Genomic DNA, 16,193 nt, shown 5'->3' with positions numbered 1-16,193 from the left:
TGACGAGAATCGCAGCTTTACCCTTTTCTCTATATAAAAGGCATAAAAACTTCTAATGCGAGTTCGTTTTCAAAGAATTCCTTGACCGTAATATTCATCTCATTTGAATTTGGGTCGTTAAGGAATTGTTCAATCAGTTCATTTTTTATTATTATCCCGTTAAAATCAAAAAAGAAACGAATTCCATCTTTTTGCAAATCAATTGTGATCGACAAATGGTTCTCTTGAAATGCCTCTATCGCCGAATTCAAACATACAAAAAATGAGTTTGTCCAACTTGTTAGGACGACATCGTTAATTGTTAAGATTTCTGACTCTTGAAGGACCTCATATTCAAGCAGAAAGGAATGACCCTCCCAATTTGCTTTTAAAAGTATTGAGGCGAACAATGGACAGTTTAAATTGGAAAGCTTCGACTCATGCTGAGCCTCAATCACAATTTCATCAATCACTGCTTTTGCCCGGTCAAATCTATTTAAATCCAAGTTTCCTTTTATTAATTGTAATCTATTTAACCAATCATGCCGTGAGTGCCTGAGCACTTCCACGATATCCCATTCTTTCACCATACCTACACTCCTACCCAAGTGCCTTAAAAACTGTTTGCTGATAGTATATCAAAAAAGCCGTCATGAGTAAGCTTTTTTATGAGAATGTTGTTATTAAAGAGGTAAATTATGAGGCTTTTTGGAGAGAATAACCTCAGGAGCAAAGCGCATAACTCCTTGTTTTATGCGTAAATTCAACAAATAAACAAAAAACCTCAGGGTCCCCGACCTATTTGGAAAAATTTCCTTTTCTTTAGCAAAAAGAAACTCTAACCGGTCAGGTTAGAGTTTCCGATTGCCTATTAAGCTTCTTGAGCTGCTGGATAAACGCTCACTTTTTTACGATCACGACCAAAACGTTCGAATTTCACAACGCCGTCGATTTTAGCAAAAAGAGTGTCGTCACCGCCGCGGCCAACGTTTTCACCCGGGTAAATCTTTGTACCGCGTTGACGGTAAAGGATTGAACCACCGGTTACAAATTGTCCGTCTGCACGCTTAGCACCAAGGCGCTTTGCGATAGAGTCACGTCCGTTCTTTGTAGAACCTACTCCCTTTTTAGATGCAAACAACTGAAGATCTAATTTTAATAACATTTATTCCACCTCCTGCTTTTTGAAGGTAATTTTTATGTGCTTTCCGTATTCTTCTTCAATCGTTCGCAATGAAACGACCATACCTTCGAGAAGAAGCTGGATTTTCTCATAAACGTCTTCCGAAAGATCATTCGGAAGCCCGCAGCGGAGAAAACCATCGTCACGATGCTTAATCAGAGGAGTGACACCTGTTAGGGCATGCACTGCATTGATCGTGCCAACGGATACTGCGGATACGCCTGCACAGACAATATCCTGTCCCCGATTGGCAAAAAAAGCATGACCGCTAATTTCAAATGAATGAATAGAATCGGAGTCAGTACGGGTAATCGTAATGTCAATCATCTATAATCCAACACCTTAAGCGTTGATTTTTTCGATGATTACTTTAGTGTAAGGTTGACGATGACCTTGCTTCTTACGGTTGTTTTTCTTCGCTTTATACTTGAAAACGATGATTTTCTTTTGACGGCCTTGCTTTTCAACTTTAGCTGTAACAGTAGCGCCTGAAACAACAGGGCTTCCTACTTTTACATTTTCACCGCCAACGAAAAGAACTTTGTCAAAAGTAACTGTTTCACCTGCTTCTGCATTTAACTTTTCAATGTAGATAGCTTGGCCTTCTTCGACTTTAAGTTGTTTACCGCCAGTTTCGATAATTGCGTACATGAACTGCACCTCCTTATAAACTCAGACTCGCCAGTGACAGGCGTTTATGCTATTGCACAAAACTTACTACCTGGTCTGTGCGGTTGTAGCACGGGTGCTACAAACATAACATTAAAATCCTACCATAATATCACTCATAGTGTCAATAGGATTCGCCGGCTTTTTGGGATATCTCCCTTTCATTTCCGAATTGTTTCAAAATATAATAAGGCTCGGCTGAAGGGCTGACTGAAAAATATATTTTTAAATGAAGCAATTCTTCGAATGTTTCCTTATGGCTTTGATTTGGACCTGCAAATGTCTCTATTACTTCTTCTGTTGTTTCGATTAGGACTGCCTCATATTCAGAATGCCGATGCTCTAATAACTCACGTTCGAGCCTAAAGCCAATCGTTTCAGCACTCATTATTTTCCCCGTCCCATGGCAAACAGGACATTTCTCCTGTAAAACCTCTGACAAAGTAACCTTCGTTTTTTTCCTCGTTAACTGGAGAATACCAAGTCGTGTAAAGCCAATGATTTTCGTTCTTTTATCATCCATCTTTAAGTCCGTTTCCATTGTGTCCAAAATAAATAGCCTGTCTTTCTCCCGTTTCATATCGATAAAATCGATCAAAACGATACCGCCAATATCCCGGAGCCGAAGTTGACGGACAATTTCCTTGGCAGCAAGCTTATTTGTCTTTAAGACCGTATCCTGATAGTCATTTTTTCCGGAGAACTTACCGGTATTCACATCAATGATCGTTAACGCTTCCGTCTCATCAAAAATAAGATAAGCCCCATTATCAAGCCATACTATTCTTTTCAGCGCTTTTTCAATCTCATGCTCCACTCTGTTGGCAGAAAAGATATTCTCCTTACCGCCATAAAAGGTTAGGCTGACTTCTTCATTCATGACTTTACTTTGTTCGATCCATTTTTTTAAAGCTCTATCATCAACGATTACTTCTCCTGTAGGCATGCTGGCAATTATTTCGAGAATTGTATCAAGAAAGGTATCTTTTTGAATAAGTAAACCGGGCTTTTTAAGTGAAGCAGCCTTTCGGCGAATTGCTTCACAATGCTTGCGCAGTTCTATAAGTTCCTCATGAATTTCCGTATCAGTGCATGAAAGGCTGGAGGTTCGAAAAATGATTCCTTCCTCCTCTTCCCTCAAGCGATTTCCAAGGCTGCGGAGGGCTGCTTTTTGGTTTTCATCGGCTATTTTTTTCGAAACTGCTACATAGCGCCCATTCGGCATGTAAATGAGGTGAGTTCCTTGGACCTCAATAATCCCTGTTAGGCGCGGACCTTTTGTACCTGTAGCATCCTTGTCCACCTGTACAAGCAATTTTTCCCCCTGATGAACAAAGTTTGTGATATTCTTTTTCTCTTTTTCCTGTATTTTTTCAGTTGATAAAACAAAAGTGGAGAGCACATCCCGATGCAAGTAGGCATTCTTCTCTTCGCCGATGTCGATGAACACGGCATTCATCCCTGGTAAAATCTTCGTTACGGTGCCATAATAAATATTACCGACCAGAGAATGATGCTCCGGTCGGTCAAAATGGATTTTTTCTACCTTGTGGTCTCTGAGATAGGCAAATCTCTTTTCTCTTGAAGTATAATTAATTATCAATGATTCCAAAACCAGCGTCCTCACTTTAATTGATTTGATTATATTATACCCTTTCAATATGAAAAGAGAAGGTCACTGATTTTATCGGTTAAGCGTTTTTCGGAAAAATAGGCGTGCAGTAATTCATTTTCATCTAACATTCCTTTTTCTTTGCCATTACTTTCAATAATAATAGGATGTTTACAGCCTCTTTGGAATTTTTCTAAAACATGGATGAGAAGATCCTGTTCATTCGCCTGAATCGGTTTTAGCTGACCCAGGTCGGCCTTTTTTCCATAATATCGTTCTAATAAAAACCGCATAAAAATAAAGCGGCGTTGCTTCCATTCGTGATAAAGTGAAAAATACAAAAATGCTATAACAACCCAGACGTTTAAGTGTGCAGGTGCTGTTAGTAAAATCAAAAGGGAAAAGACACTTAGACTAAAAAATGAAATGATTAAGGTAAGCCGATGTGCTTCCGGAAATGATTTTTGCAATGAAAGCAGCAAAAAAATCAATTTACCTCCATCAAGTGGCCAAACAGGAAAGAGATTAAATACTAAGATCATGAGGTTGTAATTAATAAATAAAGTAAATAGAGTCTCCGGTATCAAGTTCAAGGAATATAATCCGTACGCCATACCCATCATCCAAATATGCTGTAGCGGTCCCGCAATAACAACAATGGCTTCTTCCTTTAACGGGCGATTGCCGTGCTCATCCATTTCGGCAACACCGCCAAAGGGTAGGAGGGTGATTTTTTTAATCCTCCATGAAAAAAATGAAGCTGCTGCTGCATGCCCCATCTCATGTATAAAAATAATGGTTAAAAGGAAACAGACTTCAAGGAAATGTGCTGTAGCAATCGATAGTGCGATAACAATCCATAACAGCGGATGGATATGAATATGTTGTAGTAAATATTTCGCTCTAGTCAAAGCGTATCACCTGGTTCGGGTCGATGAAAGAATCGCCTTTTTTTATGGCAAAATAATATTTTCCCTTTGTTTTATCCTCACCCGTGGAGGTCGAAACAGTACCGACCACTTTACTTTTATCGACATATTCATATAGGTTAACCTTAATTTCCTCAAGATTTCCATACCAGGATTCTGTTTGATCGGCATGCTGAATAATGACCGTTTTCCCCAATCCATCTTTAACGCCTGCAAACTGAACAATTCCACCATTCATCGCTTCAACAGATGCTCCTTTTCCTGTTTCAATCATGATCCCCTGTCCGGTTTTTTCAAAGTTTTCGAGAATTTTTCCTGAAGCCGGCACAGCAAAGCCTTGCTGTGTTTTAGTTACTGTCCCCGTTCCTGTTTTATCTTTTTCTGTAAAAGGAAGGAGGGCCAAGGGTTTTCCGAATTTATCTTCGTACCACTTTGAAACAGTCGCAAATTTAAAATCTGTATCCATTGATTTCAAAACCCATGTTCTTGCAGGGTCAAATACTGAAGAATGATTACGAAATAAAATAGCAATCATTAAGAAAAGGCAGACAGAAGCCAAGATTTTAAATAAAACTACTTCTTTTTTAAATAAAGGGTGTCCATCATCGCTATGTCCGCTATCAAAAGATGATATTGGATTATAACCGTATTTTTCCTCATCACCGGGCAATATCATTTTATTACTTGGACTTTTCTCCGGCGTTCCTTTTCTTTTGGCGATTCGTCGCCGTATTTCTTCCGGTGTAGACCGCGCCATACCCATCAACCCTTTTCCCGCTTTTTGTACAAGTTTATGAGCAAAACTTATAGAGTATGACTTTACATTTAAAAGTTGGTTCTTCTCCCCGTGATCTTTGGAAAAATAAAAGGCCTATCCCCTGGTATAGAGGACAGACCCGATATTACTTAACGCCAAAAAACTTTTTAATTTTTGTAAAAACACCTTGGTTTGCTTCTTCAAGCGGTTGAAGCGGAATTGATTCACCGAGAATTCTTCTTGCAATATTCCGATAAGCAATTGACGCTTTGCTATTTGGATTCAAAGCAATAGGTTCACCGTGATTAGAGGCCCGAATTACTTCTTCGTCGTCAGCAACAATTCCAACCAACTCGATGGATAAATGGTGAGTAATTTCTTCAATTTCCAGCATATCGCCGTTTTTCATCATGTGGTTTCGGATTCGGTTAATGATTAATCTCGGCGGTTCCATATTTTTTTCTTTTTCAAGTAAACCTATAATACGATCTGCATCACGAACGGCGGAAACTTCAGGAGTGGTGACGACAATGGCTTTATCAGCTCCTGCCACTGCGTTTTTATAGCCCTGCTCAATTCCTGCAGGACAATCTATTATAATATAATCATAGTCTTGTTTTAAATCTTCAATTAGTTCCTTCATTTGCTCAGGTTTAACGGCAGACTTATCCACAGTCTGTGCAGCCGGGAGCAAGTACAACAAATCCTCGAACCGCTTATCCTTTACCAATGCCTGATGGACTTTACACCTTTTTTCAACTACATCAACAAGATCATAGATAATTCTATTTTCAAGCCCCATGACAACATCCAGGTTTCTAAGGCCAATATCTGTATCCACTAAGCAGACTTTTTTTCCTTGAAGGGCCAACGCTGTACCAATATTAGCGGAAGTCGTGGTTTTGCCGACGCCGCCCTTACCGGATGTTATTACAATTGCTTCTCCCACATTAATGTCCCCCTTCTAATCTCGTTAAATTAGGCCTTAAATGAATTAAAACTTGCAATCTATCGACAATAATTTGACGATTTTCGTCTATGTATGCGCATTCCATTTCGCGTTTTTCATTATTTGGAACAGTGTCAGGTGCCCGATTTAAACAGTCACTGATTCTTAGCTGTGACGGTTTCATGCTTGATGCAGCGATAACCGCTTCATCATTTCCGTAGCATCCTGCATGAGCCAATCCTTTTAGTGTACCCATAATAAAAATATTCCCACCGGCCATTACAGTTCCACCAGGATTTACATCTCCTATTAATAACAAATCGCCGGGCACTTCCAATACTTGTCCGGAACGAATGATTCTGGTGACAGTCACAACTTCAGCTTCTGCTTTTAGCCGTTCTGCCTCTTTTATCGTCATCACATTTGATTCAATATCATCAACTAATAAATTCTTTTTTTGCCGAATCAGTTCTTTTAATTCTTCTTTCTGTTCCTCATTCAAAAACCGATTACCTATTTCAACTTTAACAGGGGTTAAATGTCGCTCGTCCTGTGTACTTGAGTTTGCGGATAGTTTTTCATCTAGTTCTTTTTTTAATTCCTGAAAGGAACAGCTATCATCAAGTTGAAGGACAATTCCATCCTTTGTTCCCTTTATTGTAACATTTTGCCGTTTTTTCATGGAGATATTCACCTCTAAAATAAGAAAAGCGGAATCACTTTCGGCGCAAGTATGATTCCATGGGTAAAATTGCACATCAAATTTCACAACGATAGTAAATAAACCCTATGTCCTCATACTTATCCCGAAAAAAATTAGACACCTTCTTAAAAGAATTCGACACGTTCCGTTCATTCTCCTCTTTTTAAAAGAAAAACAACTAGATTAATCATCTCTTAATGCTGCAGCAATTTTTTCAAATTGTCTTTTTAAAGGGTAACCTGCGAGGATGATAAATACCGCATTAAATATCAGAGTAGGATAGAAACGCATTTTGAAAAAGGTCATATAATCCATGTCAGTCACATGGATTAAAACATTCATTTCATAAACGCCGACTTCTAACAATGCAATGCCAATTAGCGAAGAAAGAAAGACAGTGATGATATTTGCATGCATTACATTCATGAATTTTGAAACAAGATAGGCAACGAAAGGGAACAAAAACATGTAGATACCGAGAATTTCTGTATTAACTATGTCAAATAAAATTCCAAAGATAAACCCATAGATAATTCCTTGTTTCTTCCCAACGTATATTGTTAAAAAGAGGAGGCCAATAAAAAGAAAATGCGGGACACACGTTCTTCCAAATATTTCACCGGGTAAATACTGAGCAAAGAGACTTTCCATAAGAAAAAGTATCAAAAATAAAAGAGGAAGAAGGAACTTTTTCACATTCCTGCCCCCTGACTATCACTAAGAGCACTCGTATTCGGCTGCATCATATTTCTTTGGATCACCATAACATTTTGAATATCATAAAAGTCTGCTCCCGGTTTAACGAGTGCTGTCTGATTTAAACCGTATTGGTCGGGCTTCACATCGACTACTTTTCCAATCAAGAGACCGCTGGGGAAGAAACCTCCTAATCCCGAGGTAATTACCGTTTGTCCTTTTTGAATTTTAGCACTGGATGGTATAGCCTTTATTTGTAGCTCATTTTTATCACTATTATAGCCCTCTATTAGGCCGTATACATTGGTATCGCCTTGAATAACTGCAGAAATTCGATTTTTCGGATCCATTGAACTCAATAATTGAACTGTCGAACTGAATTGATTCACACTTTTTACTTTACCAATAAGGCCATTTGCCGTTACAACAGCCATATTTTGTTTAATGCCATTTATTTTACCTTTGTCGATAATAATCATTTCATGCCAACGATCAGGGTTTCTGCCAATAACAGTAGCCGGTAATGGTTTAGAGTCTGCCAGTGTCTTTTTTTCACCAAGAATATCACGAAGATCTTTATTATCTTTTTTTAGCGATTGAACCTGAGCCTCAAGGCTGACAAGATTTTCGATACGTGATTTTAATTCTTTATTCTCTTGATATGTATTTTGTATATCCTGGAGACTTCCAAAAAAACCTGCAACTAAATGGGCAGGCTTTGATACCAGGGATTGAACCCAGCCGGTTGTGTCTTTTACAAACTGCTCCGGCCAGGATAGTTTACTTCTCTCCCTTAAAGAAAACCCAATCAATGCCACGAGAACAATAATGCTGACAAGCAAGATAATCAGTCGTTTATTCAATAAGAACTGTGGCATGATTATACACCTCTATTTTTTCTTTGATAAGAATGATAATGGTTGAACTTCGATTACTGTCCAGTTAAGGCAATTCCACAATAAAATTTATCGGGAATCTTTCGCTTTATTTTTAAATAAATGAATATGTTCTAATGCTTTACCGGTACCGATTGCTACACAGTCAAGCGGGTTTTCTGCTATAAGGACCGGCATTTTGGTTTCTTCACTAATAACCTTGTCCAAATTTCGCAAGAGCGCGCCCCCGCCTGTTAAAACGATCCCGCGGTCCATAATATCAGCCGCTAATTCAGGCGGTGTTTTTTCAAGTGTATTTTTCACAGCTTCAACAATGGCATAAACAGTGTCATGTAATGCCGAGGCAATTTCTTTTGCGGTGATTTCAATTGTTTTTGGCAAACCGGTCAATAAGTCACGGCCGCGAATTTCCATATTTTCGATACCTTCAGAATCGCCAGCTGAACCGATTTCTACTTTTATCGTTTCTGATGTGCGCTCACCAATCATTAAATTATAAGTTTTTCGGATATACGAGATAATGGATTCATCCATTTCATCTCCGGCAACGCGAATTGATTGGCTCGTAACAATCCCGCCTAAAGAAATAATCGCCACTTCAGTAGTTCCACCGCCAATATCAACAACCATACTTCCGGTTGGCTCCCAAACAGGTAGGTTTGCACCGATTGCTGCTGCAAAAGGTTCTTCGATTGTATACGCGTCTTTTGCCCCGGCCTGGCGAGTAGCATCGATTACGGCTCTTTCCTCTACTGCCGTTATTCCGGAAGGAACACACACCATTACATACGGTTTTCCAGAGAAAAGACCTTTGTTGTTTTTCGTTGCCTGGCGGATATGATATTTCATCATCGCAGCAGTCGTTTCAAAATCTGCTATAACGCCATCCTTCATTGGCCTAAGGGCAACAACGTTCCCCGGTGTACGACCAATCATATTTTTTGCATCATTCCCAACCGCTACAATACTTTTTGTATCAGTTTGCATTGCTACAACCGATGGCTCTCTTAAAACAATTCCTTTTCCTTTCACAAAAACAAGCGTATTCGCTGTTCCTAAGTCAATCCCAAGGTCTCTAGCACCAATTCCAAACATACGTGTATCTCCCTTTCTGATACGAATTGCATTCTTCCTTAAGGTAAGGTCATTACCTTTTAATGTGAAATTTTTATGCTATTTTAACTAGTAAATTCGATAGCAATCCTAAAAAATCATAACCAATATTATATCCTAACGTCAAATAAAAACATAGTGCTATAAATATCCTTTTTCCTTCAAACTAACAAATTTATTTTCACCAATAATCAAATGATCGAGTAGATCAATCCCAATTATTTTCCCGCATTCCACCAGCCTCTTAGTTACTTCGATATCCTCGCGGGATGGCGCCGGATCGCCGCTGGGGTGGTTATGGATAGCGATGATAGATGCAGCAGATCTTTTTAATGCTTCGCGATAGACCTCACGCGGATGTACGATGGAAGCATTTAAACTGCCAATAAAAACAGTTTGTTTGTGGATCACTTGATTTTTGGTGTTTAAATACAAGCAAACAAAATGCTCTTGAGACAAAAATCTCATATCGTTCATTACATATTTGGCTCCGTCTTCCGGGGAACGGATCACATACCGATCATTATAATTTAAATTGGCAATCCTTCTCCCTATTTCAACAGCTGCCAGGATTTGGATTGCTTTAGCTGAACCTATCCCTTTAATGGTAGTAATTTCTTCTAAAGTAGCCGCTTTTAAAAGACGTAGTCCTTCAAAATGAGTCAGTAAGCGATTAGATAATTGAAGCACAGATTCTTCTTTTGTCCCTGTACGAAGCAGGATTGCAATAAGTTCATGATTCGATAAGCTCTGGGGACCATGTTGAATAAATCGCTCTCTAGGGCGTTCGTCTTGAGGAAAATCACGGATCATTAATGTATTTGCGGACATTCTCTTTCCTCCCTTAAATCGGGAGTTAATGAACAGCGAAAGAGCCTAATACGGCAATTGGTAACCTGCCTTTTTTAATTCCCGCACCGTCCTTGCAACGGGCAGACCGACAACTGCAAAATAATCTCCATTTATTTTCTTGACAAGCATGCTTCCGAGCTGTTGAATTCCATATGAACCTGCCTTATCAAGAGATTCACCGCTTTTCACATAGGCTCTTATGTCTTGGTCCGTTAACTCCCAAAACCAAACTTCAGTCTTTTCGTAAAAACAGGTAGAACCCGTTTCCGACAAAATAGAAACACCGGTATAAACATCATGCTTTGTTCCTGACAGCATTTTTAGCATGCCAATGGCGTCTGCCTCATTCGTTGGCTTTCCTAAGATTTGACCATTCGCAACAACAATGGTGTCAGCTCCAATCACAAATGCTTGCGGATTTTTCTGAAATACAACCTGAGCTTTGCGATTTGCAAGCTCCATAACAACTTCCTCAGGTGAAAGACCCAGGTCAAAGCTTTCATCTACTTCACTGCTTGAAATCTCGAATGTTAGACGGAGGTTTTCTAGAAGTTCTTTTCGCCGCGGAGAAGAAGAGGCTAAAATGAGGTTCTGCATTTAATCACCTTACCTTTTTGCTATTCATTAGGGAGATACATGATAATCGTATCAGAAATTGTCGATTCAAACAATTTTTATATAATTAAAGTTTGATTAAATAGGACAAATTATTCTAAAGTTCTGTTTTATTACAAGAAATTAATTTACGATCATAAATAAAAAGCCTCCCAATTTTTCGGGCAGGCCTGATTAGTTTTGTATTTCCCAGAAAATATCGAATGATGTTTCTTTTTGTCGCAAACTTTTATAATGAATAATAGGAGGAAAGGAAGTTTAATAGTTTCTGCTGTGCTTCTTCCAGGTTTTTAGTACTCTTCGATTTTTGATATTCTTTTACCTTATCCAAGGCAGATGTCAAATCGTTTTTAATGCTTTTTACATTGGTATTCTTAATTTTCTTGCTATCGATTTTACCAAGCTGATCCTCGGCACTTTTGAGAGAATCTCCGGCTATCTTTTTCGATAGGATTGCACCGGCTGTTACTTTTGAAAGATCTTGATAAACATCAAGGGATGCTTCTAAAAAGCTTTTCTCCGCATCAGTAAGATTGGATACTGTTTTCTCTTTCGATGTTAATGTTTTTGCAAATGGGTCATCGACCAATCCTTTATCTTTATAATAACTAACCAGTTGTTTAGCAGCATCAATGGTCTCAGCAACACCTAAAAACAAGTATTGCTTGCCGGCCATGCCTATGGTTTCAGCAGGGATACCTTGTCCGGTCATTTGATCTGAGGTTCCTTTTGCGGCATCCTTTGAAGAAAAAACTCCTCCCTGCACGACAAAGAAGGTCATCGGTTTTATGGTTTTAGCGCCGGAGTTGGTCTCCGTATTAACTGTATTATTATTTTCTGTATTCGCTTGTACTGCCACATTAGGAACGGTGGTTGTAGCTGTTTTTGTGCTGTGACCATTAATGACAAGCTTTAGCATCAGAAAGCCAAACCCAATTCCGAGTATAATAGCAAAAATCACCGAAAAAACACTTGATTTAAATGCACTACCATTGTTCTTTAATGATTTCGTAGAAAAAGAAGTTATGTTAACTTTACTCTTCTTAGAAGATTTCTGGCTTTCGCTGCTAACAATTTTAAATTCCTCTATATCATTTTCGGATGATTCGGGTATGATCCAGTCAAAGCTTTCATCAACAGATTCCTTTGCAGCTGCTGATTCTAAAAATCCTTCCTGTTCTAAAGAGTCGGAATCTATTATCACAGTTGGATATGGAATGCCGGCCGTTCCCGGGTCCTTTTCCTTAGACTCTTCTAAGACAGACTGTTTTTCACCATTTAATTTAATTGTGATCGTATTGCCGTTTTTAGGCTTGTCCAAATTTACGTACTCCTTTCTCTTCCGACGGCTAATTGGTTTTATCCTAACATAACGAAAAAAAAAAATAACAAGACTTTTGTCGTCTTGTTATCGAATGATTTCGCCAAATTAATTGTTCCTTCGGCAGATTCCTAGTTTTGTTTTGTAGTGTCGTCAAATGTACTGATATGAACGAAACTGTCAATGCTCCCTACACAAATTGATCTTGGTTTCGGTTTTTGGGCACCTCTAAGAAGAGAAGCGTTTTTCGGCTTCTTTGCTTATTAGTTTGGGTTCAGCCTTTTTCAAGGCTAGGGGATCTCCTTCTCAGCTTACTCACTGCTCCTCAATCTCCAAATTGGCTGTCAAGTGCTTTCCTTGACAGCCAATTTGGAGATTGAGATACTTTTTCAAGGTTGAGCAGTTGAACCAGCTTTTATAATTCCAGGTGGAAGAAAGCGCTTGTTCCATCTGAATGCCGTTGGGGGATTCGCTTGCTTCAATTCGACAAAACGAATCGATTGGTCATTAAGCACCAGATTTATCCTTCGATCCTTGGGTGTAATAGGGAAAAATCTATATAAAAACCCCTTAACTAAAAGCTGTGATTAAGAAAACGTAAATATAAATCAATTATTTCAGATCCCCAGTAATATGCTGTAAGTGTTCCTGCAGCAATAAACGGCCCAAACGGTATGGGCTGGCGTCTTTTAACTAGTTTAAACAGAAGAGCTAATCCACCAATAACAGCACCGTATAATATCGACAGAAAGAATGAAAGTAAGACCAATTTAAAACCTAACACTAGTCCCAGCAGCGCGTACAGCTTTACATCACCGCCACCCATCCCGCCTTTGCTAACAAAAGCAATGACAAAGAGGAGAAAAAATCCGACTGCCGCTCCTAAAATGCTACCCCACCAAGGTGTTAACGGCCATATGTTTCGTTCCAATAAAAAAATCCCAGCAAACCAGATTAATATTTTATCAGGGATTATCATATAGTGGATATCTGAAACAACAATAATCATAAACATTGAAATGAGGGACAAGGCAACCACTAGTTCTCCAGACCATCCAACTACCAATGGAGTTGTCATGAAAAGGATACCAGTAATCAATTCCATTATCGGATAAATAGGAGAAATCCGCGACTTACAACCGCGGCATTTTCCACCCTGGATTAGGTATGAAACCACCGGGATGAGTTCATGCGCTTTTAACTGATGCCCGCAGGTTGGACAAGCTGACCGTGGGAAAATAATTGACTGTTTCAACGGAACACGAAAGCCAACTACGTTAAAGAAAGAACCAAGGAGAAGACCATATAAAAATAGTAACATTATTATCATTGGATTCCCCTCCTCGTGTGCATTATACTACTATTATATTATGGAAAACTTTTTCGAGCATATTTCCACTATTATTAATAGTTCTATTAACCTATGTATATATACCTCTGTATTATATGGTAAATGCCAAGTGGAAGAAAAGAAAATTTTTGTATTTTTTGCCATTTTTCTTCATCTTTTTGAATTATTTGTCAATTATTTATTATGTTGCTGAAATTGGTTAAACATATCGATCATTGGAACCATAATTGAAGTCACTATCGTCCGAAGAAAGATGTAGCTGAGATAGGGGTACAGCATTATCAAACGTAGTAAAATCCATCTCAACACAAATTATGACTATTCGACAATAATCACAAAACCAACAGGTCTTCCAATTTGCTCAAGTTCGGCATTAGGGATGCAAATAAAAAATAATAATGGTCAAATAGAATTCACAAAAAATTGTCAATTCAGTGTGAGAGTTTCTGTTACAAGACCATCGTCAATTTCAAATTCTAATTTAGAATTTGATAATGGAGTTACTTTTGATCAAGTAATGAATAAGGGATAATAGATGGGGATAAAACAATCGATGTGTCTGATCAATTTTTGGATTGGGATGAAAAACATGCTCCAGTAGTGAAATATGATAATTAATTAAAATTATAAAAAAAGCTGACTTTAAAGGTCCGTTTTTTAATGTGCTTTTAGTCAGCTTTTTTATTTTTTTAACACGATGAATACTCCGCTACCCGATTCCGTCCGGCACGTTTTGCCCCTTGTTGCCGGTATGGCCGCCAAGTGAATAGTAAATGACACCGCTCACAATAGAGACAACGAAAAACATAGTAAAATTTAGCGGAAAGCGGAAATATTGTTCTTTTTGAACGCGTAACTTTAACAGAAAACAACAACGGCTATCTGGGCAAAAGCCATCTCTACAAATAAACCAAAGCTTAAAAATGTAGCAAGCGAAACCCATTGTATGAGAAAAATAGGCATATTATTGATGACCATTGGCATAGAGGCAACCAAGGAGGTTAACACCAAAAATGCCAGCATGTCCATCCAATGACTTGAGTTTTGAGGAGGAAAAGCGTTATAGGTTAACCACATTCCTGCAGGCACCATAATAATCCAGACAAGAAAAATAGCTATTTTCACCTGCGGTTTAACACTCATCGAACTCCCCTCCACGTCATTAGCTATTATTATAATAAAACAATTTTATCAAATATAAATGGGCTTGTCACAAGCTATATGTGGTATTTTTCGAAAATTCGAAAAATACGGTTTTACTTCGGAAATAAAATAAAGCGAACCGGTAATGACAAGAATACCGTTCGGTTCCAAGGTTTTAATTGCTTCAATCAAGTAATCTTTCCAACCGTCTTCTACTGCGATTTTATTTTGCGAACAACTCAACGAAAACAAATCCAACGCATCAGCCGCACGCGGAAAATCAAACGAAACAAATGAGATTTGATTTGCCACTTCGTCCAGCTTAGAAATCATCTGATCAAGTTTTTTATCTTTTAAAGCTGCAAATACAATATGAATGTAGCACTCGGCATAACGGGTTGATAATTCATGTACAAGTGCTGCAATTCCTTCATCATTGTGGGCCCCGTCAATCACAATGAGTGGATTTTCCGATAGGATTTCAAACCTGCCAGGCCAATAGGCATTTTTTAAACCTGACCGTATTGCTTGTTCGGTAACAACAAAACCTTGCTGATTTAAATATTGTGCAGCAATTACAGCAAGAGAGGCATTTTCTGTTTGGTGCTGACCAATCATGCTAATTTCTAATTGATCCATTGTTTGAGGCTTCGTTTTTAGTGTAAACATTTCACCTTTTTCAAGCGACCTGTGGGAGGTAATCGAAAATTCCTGATTCAGCTTTGAAAGGGGTGCTTGTCTTTTTTCTGCCTGTTCCTCAATGACTTTTAGTGCTCCCTGGTGTTTGACAGCTGTGAAAATTGGTGTCACGCCTTTTATAATTCCTGCCTTTTCGAAGGCAATTTCTTCATAGGAATTACCTAAAATATTCGTGTGGTCAAGCCCGATATTTGTAATAATAGAAGCTATTGGTTGAATAATATTGGTTGAATCAAATCTTCCACCCAGCCCAACTTCAAATAGAACGATATCAACCTTGTTGACCTCGGCAAAATAATAGAAACTCATCGCAGTGATCACTTCAAATTCGGTTGGCCCTCCAAGCTCGGTTTCCTCTAATTCATCGGCAAGCGGGCGAATGATATTGGAAAGCCGGAGTACTTCTTCATCAGTTATTGATTTCCCATTAACACTAATCCGCTCGTTAAATTGTTCGATATAGGGAGAAGTAAAAGTCCCTACTTTGTACCCACCTTCTTGCAAAATGGAACGAAGAAATGCTACAGTTGAGCCTTTGCCGTTGGTTCCGCCAATATGGACAGCTTTTATTTTCATTTCCGGGTTGCAGAGCCTCTCCATCATCCATTCCATCCGCTTTAAACCAGGTTTGATACCAAGCCTTAACCTGGCATGGATCCATTCAAGAGCTTCTTTATAAGTTGTAAACATTCAAACCACCCCACTTTTTTGTCTACAAAACACACG

At 38.7% G+C, this 16,193-nt stretch carries 18 protein-coding genes and 1 other annotated feature; all 18 genes read right to left on the bottom strand.

Annotated features, from left to right (window positions below; all coding sequences use genetic code 11):
- Window positions 1-29: 29 nt before the first annotated feature.
- Window positions 30-569: a sporulation initiation phosphotransferase B gene (locus tag J2S10_RS01350; RefSeq protein ID WP_307403887.1), complete on the bottom strand. Its 540-nt coding sequence runs from the start codon at window positions 567-569 to the stop codon at window positions 30-32.
- A 281-nt stretch (window positions 570-850) separates the two neighbouring features.
- On the bottom strand, window positions 851-1,144 hold the full coding sequence (rpmA, locus tag J2S10_RS01345) for a 50S ribosomal protein L27 (RefSeq protein ID WP_307403885.1): 294 nt from the start codon (window positions 1,142-1,144) through the stop codon (window positions 851-853).
- The gene (locus J2S10_RS01340; protein ID WP_307403883.1) at window positions 1,145-1,489 is read right to left on the bottom strand and encodes a ribosomal-processing cysteine protease Prp; all 345 of its coding nucleotides are present in this window, start codon (window positions 1,487-1,489) and stop codon (window positions 1,145-1,147) included.
- A gap of 15 nt (window positions 1,490-1,504) precedes the next feature.
- Window positions 1,505-1,813 carry a 50S ribosomal protein L21 gene (rplU, locus tag J2S10_RS01335; protein ID WP_307403881.1) on the bottom strand — a complete coding sequence of 103 codons (309 nt, stop codon included), beginning with the start codon at window positions 1,811-1,813 and terminating at the stop codon, window positions 1,505-1,507.
- A 13-nt stretch (window positions 1,814-1,826) separates the two neighbouring features.
- Window positions 1,827-1,908 (bottom strand) — a sequence feature (ribosomal protein L21 leader region).
- Window positions 1,909-1,955: 47 nt separating this feature from the next.
- Window positions 1,956-3,443, bottom strand: a complete 1,488-nt coding sequence (locus tag J2S10_RS01330; RefSeq protein ID WP_307403878.1) for an Rne/Rng family ribonuclease — start codon at window positions 3,441-3,443, stop codon at window positions 1,956-1,958.
- 44 nt (window positions 3,444-3,487) lie between these two features.
- Window positions 3,488-4,354: a M50 family metallopeptidase gene (locus tag J2S10_RS01325; RefSeq protein WP_307403876.1), complete on the bottom strand. Its 867-nt coding sequence runs from the start codon at window positions 4,352-4,354 to the stop codon at window positions 3,488-3,490.
- Window positions 4,347-5,129, bottom strand: coding sequence for a peptidoglycan DD-metalloendopeptidase family protein (locus J2S10_RS01320; RefSeq protein WP_370876138.1), 783 nt, complete (start codon window positions 5,127-5,129; stop codon window positions 4,347-4,349). Before J2S10_RS01320 ends, J2S10_RS01325 begins: the two co-directional genes overlap by 8 nt.
- 145 nt (window positions 5,130-5,274) lie before the next feature.
- Window positions 5,275-6,078, bottom strand: coding sequence for a septum site-determining protein MinD (gene minD, locus J2S10_RS01315; RefSeq protein ID WP_307403874.1), 804 nt, complete (start codon window positions 6,076-6,078; stop codon window positions 5,275-5,277).
- A gap of 1 nt (window position 6,079) precedes the next feature.
- Window positions 6,080-6,760, bottom strand: a complete 681-nt coding sequence (gene minC / locus J2S10_RS01310) for a septum site-determining protein MinC (protein ID WP_307403872.1) — start codon at window positions 6,758-6,760, stop codon at window positions 6,080-6,082.
- A gap of 204 nt (window positions 6,761-6,964) precedes the next feature.
- Window positions 6,965-7,477, bottom strand: coding sequence for a rod shape-determining protein MreD (gene mreD / locus J2S10_RS01305; protein ID WP_307403870.1), 513 nt, complete (start codon window positions 7,475-7,477; stop codon window positions 6,965-6,967).
- The gene (gene mreC, locus J2S10_RS01300; protein WP_307403868.1) at window positions 7,474-8,355 is read right to left on the bottom strand and encodes a rod shape-determining protein MreC; all 882 of its coding nucleotides are present in this window, start codon (window positions 8,353-8,355) and stop codon (window positions 7,474-7,476) included. Before mreC ends, mreD begins: the two co-directional genes overlap by 4 nt.
- An 87-nt stretch (window positions 8,356-8,442) precedes the next feature.
- Window positions 8,443-9,468: a rod shape-determining protein gene (locus tag J2S10_RS01295; RefSeq protein WP_307403866.1), complete on the bottom strand. Its 1,026-nt coding sequence runs from the start codon at window positions 9,466-9,468 to the stop codon at window positions 8,443-8,445.
- 159 nt (window positions 9,469-9,627) lie between these two features.
- The gene (gene radC, locus J2S10_RS01290; protein WP_307403864.1) at window positions 9,628-10,317 is read right to left on the bottom strand and encodes a RadC family protein; all 690 of its coding nucleotides are present in this window, start codon (window positions 10,315-10,317) and stop codon (window positions 9,628-9,630) included.
- 45 nt (window positions 10,318-10,362) lie between these two features.
- Complete coding sequence (locus J2S10_RS01285; protein ID WP_307403862.1) at window positions 10,363-10,935, bottom strand: Maf family protein; 573 nt, start codon at window positions 10,933-10,935, stop codon at window positions 10,363-10,365.
- Window positions 10,936-11,182: 247 nt separating this feature from the next.
- On the bottom strand, window positions 11,183-12,274 hold the full coding sequence (locus J2S10_RS01280) for a hypothetical protein (protein ID WP_307403859.1): 1,092 nt from the start codon (window positions 12,272-12,274) through the stop codon (window positions 11,183-11,185).
- Between the two features lie 574 nt (window positions 12,275-12,848).
- Window positions 12,849-13,604 (bottom strand): prepilin peptidase, encoded by a 756-nt coding sequence (locus tag J2S10_RS01275; RefSeq protein WP_307403857.1) that lies wholly within the window; start codon window positions 13,602-13,604, stop codon window positions 12,849-12,851.
- A gap of 879 nt (window positions 13,605-14,483) precedes the next feature.
- The gene (locus J2S10_RS01270) at window positions 14,484-14,768 is read right to left on the bottom strand and encodes a hypothetical protein (RefSeq protein WP_307403855.1); all 285 of its coding nucleotides are present in this window, start codon (window positions 14,766-14,768) and stop codon (window positions 14,484-14,486) included.
- 48 nt (window positions 14,769-14,816) lie between these two features.
- Window positions 14,817-16,157, bottom strand: a complete 1,341-nt coding sequence (locus J2S10_RS01265) for a bifunctional folylpolyglutamate synthase/dihydrofolate synthase (RefSeq protein WP_307403852.1) — start codon at window positions 16,155-16,157, stop codon at window positions 14,817-14,819.
- Window positions 16,158-16,193 lie beyond the last annotated feature (36 nt).

Source organism: Neobacillus ginsengisoli (genome assembly GCF_030813055.1).
Note: the sequence above shows the minus strand (reverse complement) of the source record. Positions and strands in the feature narration are given on the sequence as shown.

Excerpts from the sequence above, each read along its gene's own strand:
- J2S10_RS01295 (WP_307403866.1), bottom strand. The coding sequence starts at position 9,468 with ATGTTTGGAATTGGTGCTAGAGACCTTGGGATTGACTTAGGAACAGCG.
- J2S10_RS01275 (WP_307403857.1), bottom strand. The coding sequence starts at position 13,604 with ATGATAATAATGTTACTATTTTTATATGGTCTTCTCCTTGGTTCTTTC.
- J2S10_RS01350 (WP_307403887.1), bottom strand. The coding sequence starts at position 569 with ATGGTGAAAGAATGGGATATCGTGGAAGTGCTCAGGCACTCACGGCAT.
- mreC (WP_307403868.1), bottom strand. The coding sequence starts at position 8,355 with ATGCCACAGTTCTTATTGAATAAACGACTGATTATCTTGCTTGTCAGC.
- rplU (WP_307403881.1), bottom strand. The coding sequence starts at position 1,813 with ATGTACGCAATTATCGAAACTGGCGGTAAACAACTTAAAGTCGAAGAA.
- rpmA (WP_307403885.1), bottom strand. The coding sequence starts at position 1,144 with ATGTTATTAAAATTAGATCTTCAGTTGTTTGCATCTAAAAAGGGAGTA.
- J2S10_RS01265 (WP_307403852.1), bottom strand. The coding sequence starts at position 16,157 with ATGTTTACAACTTATAAAGAAGCTCTTGAATGGATCCATGCCAGGTTA.
- J2S10_RS01320 (WP_370876138.1), bottom strand. The coding sequence starts at position 5,129 with ATGGCGCGGTCTACACCGGAAGAAATACGGCGACGAATCGCCAAAAGA.
- minC (WP_307403872.1), bottom strand. The coding sequence starts at position 6,760 with ATGAAAAAACGGCAAAATGTTACAATAAAGGGAACAAAGGATGGAATT.
- radC (WP_307403864.1), bottom strand. The coding sequence starts at position 10,317 with ATGTCCGCAAATACATTAATGATCCGTGATTTTCCTCAAGACGAACGC.
- J2S10_RS01270 (WP_307403855.1), bottom strand. The coding sequence starts at position 14,768 with ATGAGTGTTAAACCGCAGGTGAAAATAGCTATTTTTCTTGTCTGGATT.
- J2S10_RS01285 (WP_307403862.1), bottom strand. The coding sequence starts at position 10,935 with ATGCAGAACCTCATTTTAGCCTCTTCTTCTCCGCGGCGAAAAGAACTT.
- J2S10_RS01340 (WP_307403883.1), bottom strand. The coding sequence starts at position 1,489 with ATGATTGACATTACGATTACCCGTACTGACTCCGATTCTATTCATTCA.